The sequence below is a fragment of the Streptomyces mutomycini genome, assembly GCF_001700505.1.
Classification (GTDB): Bacteria; Actinomycetota; Actinomycetes; order Streptomycetales; family Streptomycetaceae; genus Streptomyces; species Streptomyces mutomycini.
Window position 1 is genome coordinate 1 of the sequence record NZ_MAPV01000218.1, and the last position, 4,627, is coordinate 4,627.

The 4,627-nt window shown below is 74.0% G+C and carries 1 protein-coding gene; it reads right to left on the reverse strand.

What is annotated here, in order from left to right; translation table 11 throughout:
• Positions 1–4,596: type I polyketide synthase (locus BFF76_RS26955; RefSeq protein ID WP_141695668.1), on the reverse strand; the 4,596-nt coding region annotated here is incomplete at its 3' end.
• Between the last annotated feature and the right edge of the window lie 31 nt (positions 4,597–4,627).

The window sequence follows — 4,627 nt, forward strand, 5'->3', positions numbered from 1 at the left end:
CTGCTTGCCGAACTCCGCGAAGACGGTGGGGGTCGCCATCACGGCGACGCCGCCCACGAGCGCGAGGTCGCACACGCCGCTGCGCAGCGCGGACACGGCCATGTCCAGGGCGACGAGGGACGAGGAGCAGGCGGTGTCGATCGTCACGGCAGGGCCCTCGAGGCCGAGGGTGTAGGCGATGCGACCGGAGGCGACGCTGCCCGCGGTGCCGTTGCTGAGGTAACCGGCGATCTCCTCGGGGATCTCCTGGAGCCGTGCCACGTAGTCGTGGTGCATCAGGCCCGCGTACACGCCGGTCCTGCTGCGCCGCAGGCTCGTCGGGTCGATGCCCGCGCGCTCGATGGCTTCCCAGGAGGTTTCGAGGAGCAGCCGGTGCTGTGGGTCCATCGTGGTGGCCTCGCGCGGCGAGACGCCGAAGAATCCAGCGTCGAACTCGGCTGCCTCGTACAGGAATCCGCTCTCGCGGACGGATGTCGATCCGGTGTGGCCGGGCTCGGGGGTGTGGAGCCGCTGGAGGTCCCAGCCGCGGTCGGTGGGAAAACCGCCGATGCCCTCGCGGCCGTCGGCGACCATGTCCCACAGGTCTTCGGGCGAGCCGACGCCGCCGGGGTAGCGGCAGGCCATGCCGACGATGGCGATGGGGTCGTCGCCGGTGGCGCGCACCTGGGCGACCGGTGCACCCTGTTCTGCGGGATCCGCGAGGGCCTCGCTCAGGAAGCCGGCGAGCGCCTCGGGGCTCGGGTAGTCGAAGACGAGGGTTGTGGGCAGCTGGATCTGGGTGAACTCGGCCAGGCGGTTGCGGAGTTCGACGGCGGTCAGCGAGTCGAAGCCGAGGGCGTCGAATGACTGGACGGGCGCGATGTCCTCGGGCGTGGTGTGGCCGAGGACGGTGGCGACGTGCTCGCGCACCAGGTCCACGAGGGCGGCGGAGCGCTCCGCCGCCGACAGGTCGAGCAGCCTCTCGCGCCAGGCCGAGGAGGCGGCCGCGGGGGCGGCGGAGGCACGGCGCGGGGCGGACCTGATCAGGGAGCGCAGCAGCGCGGGCGGGTCGGCCTGGCCGCGCAGGTCCAGGCGTACGGGAACAGCGACAGGATCTTCGAGCCGCACCGATGCGTCGAACAGGGCGAGGCCCTCGTCGGCGCTGATGGCGTGGAGGCCGCCCCGGCTGAGCCTACCCATGTCGGTGTCGGTGAGCGTCCCCGTCATGGTGCTGGGATCGGCCCACAGACCCCACGCGAGCGAGTGCGCGGGCAGCCCCGCTGCGCGGCGGTGCCGGGCGAGCGCGTCCAGGAAGGTGTTGGCGGCGGCGTAGTTGGCCTGGCCCGGGGAGCCGAAGATGCCTGCGGCCGAGGAGAACAGGACGAACAGGTCGAGGTCCCGCTCCCTGGTGAGCTCGTGCAGGTGCCAGGCGGCATCCGCCTTGGACCGCAGCACGGTGTTCAGCCGCTCGGCGGTCTGCGCGGTGACCATGCCGTCGTCGAGGACGCCTGCGGCGTGCACCACGCCGCGCAACTCGGGAAGGGATTCGATGAGTTCGGCCAGCGCGGACCGCTGCGAGACGTCGCAGGCGACGAGGTGCACCTCGGCGCCCGCCGCGCGCAGTTCCTCGGCGAGTTCGGTGGCTCCCGGCGCGTCGGCACCGCGCCGGCCGGCGAGCACCAGGTCGCGGACGCCGTGGACGGTGACCAGGTGGCGGGCCACGGCGGACCCGATGACCCCGGTGCCGCCCGTGACCAGGACAGTGCCCTGCCCGGCGTAGGCGACGGGGGCGTCGGCGTCGGGTGCGGTGCGCACCAGACGCGGCACGAAGATGCCGCCGCCGCGCACGGCGATCTCGGTCTCCTGGTCGGCGAGCGCGGCGCGCACAGCGGGCCAGGGGACGTCGGCCGGCCCGGTGCCGGGGGCCAGGTCGAGCAGTGCGAACCGCCCGGGGTGCTCGGAGCGCGCCGACCGCACCAGGCCGTGCACCGCGGCCTGGGCCGGGTCGGCGCCCTCTCCGGGGTGCACCTCGACGGCGCCCCTGGTCAGTACGGTCAGCCTGGCCGGGGCGATGCCGTCGTGCGCAAGCCAGGCCTGGACGCGCTCCAGGGCGTGGCCCACCTGGGCCCGTACCCCTTCGAGGACGTCGGTGCCACCGCCCGCAGCGCAGTCCAGGAGCACGGTGCCGGCGGCCGTCAGCTCTTCGAGACCGGTGTCCGCGCCCCAGACCTGCGGAGCTGCTTCCCCGGCGGCGTCCTGTACCCCCGCCTTCCGGGGTTCCCACGCCTCGGTGAACAGGGACTCTGTGACCCGGGCGCGCCTCCGGCCCACGGGGGTCTCCGAGACGGGCCGCAGCACGAGTTCGTCGATGCCGACGACGGGGGTGCCGGTGGCGTCGGCGATCCGTACGCGTACGGCGGCAGAACTCACGGTCGTCAGACAGACGCGGACGGTGCGGGCGCCGCTCGCCCACAGCCGCACGCCGGACCAGGCGAACGGCAGCCGCGAGGTGTTCTCGGCGTCGTCGGCCACGTCGCCGAGGCCGATGACGTGCAGGGCGGCATCCAGCAGGGCCGGGTGGACGCCGAATCCCGCGACGTCGTCCGCCGCGGCCTCGGGCAGCTCCACGTCGGCGAAGAAGTCGGTGCCGCGCCGCCAAGCCTTGCGCAGCCCCTGGAAGGTGGGGCCGTAGGCGTAGCCCTGCTCGGCAAGGGCGGGGTAGAACTCCTCGATCTCGACCCGGGCCGCACCGCGGGGCGGCCACACCGAGCCGGTGACCGCGCCGAAGTCGTCGGCGTCAGGTCCCTGGTCCGGGGGAGCAACCACGCCCCGGGCGTGCTGGACCCACTCGGTCTCCACGCCACGCGTCCCGTCGTCGGACGGTTCGAGGCGCGAGTACACGACGACGTGGCGGTGGCCCTCGTCGTCGGCGGGCCCCACGCCGACCTGGATCTGCATGGCGTCTTCGGGTGTGAGGACGAGCGGGGTCTCCAGGGTGAGGTCGCGGATCCGGCCGCAGCCCACGTTCTGCCCGGCGCGCAGGGCGAGTTCGACGAAGGCGGTGCCCGGAAGGAGCACGGTGCCCACGACGGCGTGGTCGGCGAGCCAGGGGTGGGTGGCGAGCGAGAGGCGGCCGGTCAGTACGAAGCCACCGGCGGAGCTGCCGCTGCCGTCGGCGACGCTGACGGCAGCTCCGAGCAGCGGGTGGTCGAGTCCGGCGAGTCCGGCGCCGCTCACGTCACCCGCGCGGTGCGGCGGGACGCGGGGCCAGAAGCGCTGCCGCTCGAAGGGGTACGTGGGCAGGTCCTGGCTCGCGGGTACGGCGGGCAGCAGCGCGCTCCAGTCCACGTCGGCGCCACCGGCCCACAGGGCGCCGACCGCCCTCAGCAGGGAAGCGGTCAGGGGCCGTTCGCGGTGGGCGACGGAGATGACGGTGGCGGAGTGGCCCTCGGAGAGGCTGTCCTCCAGGGGCCGGGAGAGCACGGCGTGCGGGCCGATCTCCAGGAAGGCGTCCACGCGCGGCTCCGTGGCGCGCACGGCGTCCTGGAAGCGGACGCTCTCGCGGGCGTGCCGCACCCAGTAGTCCAGCGAGGTGATGTCGTCCGCCGCGAGTTCACCGGTGACGGTGGAGATCATCGGGACGGCCGGGCGGGAGAAGGTGAGGCGCGCGAGCACGGAGCGGAACTCGCCGAGCATCGGCTCCATGAGCGGCGAGTGGAAGGCGTGGCTGACCTGGAGCCTGCGAAGACGCCGCCCGGCCTGTGTGGCTGCCTCGGCCACCTGGTCGACGGCGTCCGAGGCACCGGACACGACTACGGCGGAGGGGCCGTTGACCGCGGCGACCGCCACCTGCCGCCGGTGCTGCTCGGGCAGGGCGCGCAGCCATGCGTCGGCCTGTGCCGGGGTGGCACCGATGGCCAGCATGGCTCCACCGTGCGGGAGTTGCTGCATGAGGGCGCCGCGGGCGACGGCCAGCGTGACCGCATCCTGGAGGGAGAGCACTCCGGCCACATGGGCGGCGGCGATCTCACCGATGGAGTGACCGAGGACGACGTCCGGGCGTACGCCCCACGCCTCGATGGTGCGGAACAGCGCGACCTCGACGGCGAAGAGAGCGATCTGGGTGTAGCGGGTCTGATGGATGAGGTCCGCGTGGTCCGCGGAGCGGCCTGCGGAGCCGGCGAGCACCACGTCCGCCAGCTCCACGTCGAGCTGCGGGTCGGCGGCTGCGCAGACGGCGTCGAACGCCGCGGCGAACGCGGGGAGCTGTTCGTACCACTGGCCTCCCATGCCCGCCCACTGCGCGCCCTGCCCCGCGAAGACGAAGGCAGTCCTGGCGCCGGGCTGTGCCGTGCCACGGACCAGGTGGCGGCCCGCGGTGCCCTGGTGCGCGAGGGTGTCGAGGGCGGTGGTGAAGCCCGTGGCGTCCTCGGCGAGGACGACCGCACGGTGATCGAAAGCGGTACGGGCGGTGGCCAGCGCCACCGCCGTCCCCGCCAGGTCCACATCGCGCGACACGGCGTGCTCCCGCAACCGCGCCGCCTGGGACCGCAGCGCGGAAGACGACTTGGCGGAAAGCACCCACGGCAGCACACCGACAGCCTCCCGCCCGGCCACGCCCGCACCTCGGGCCACGACCTCACCGCCG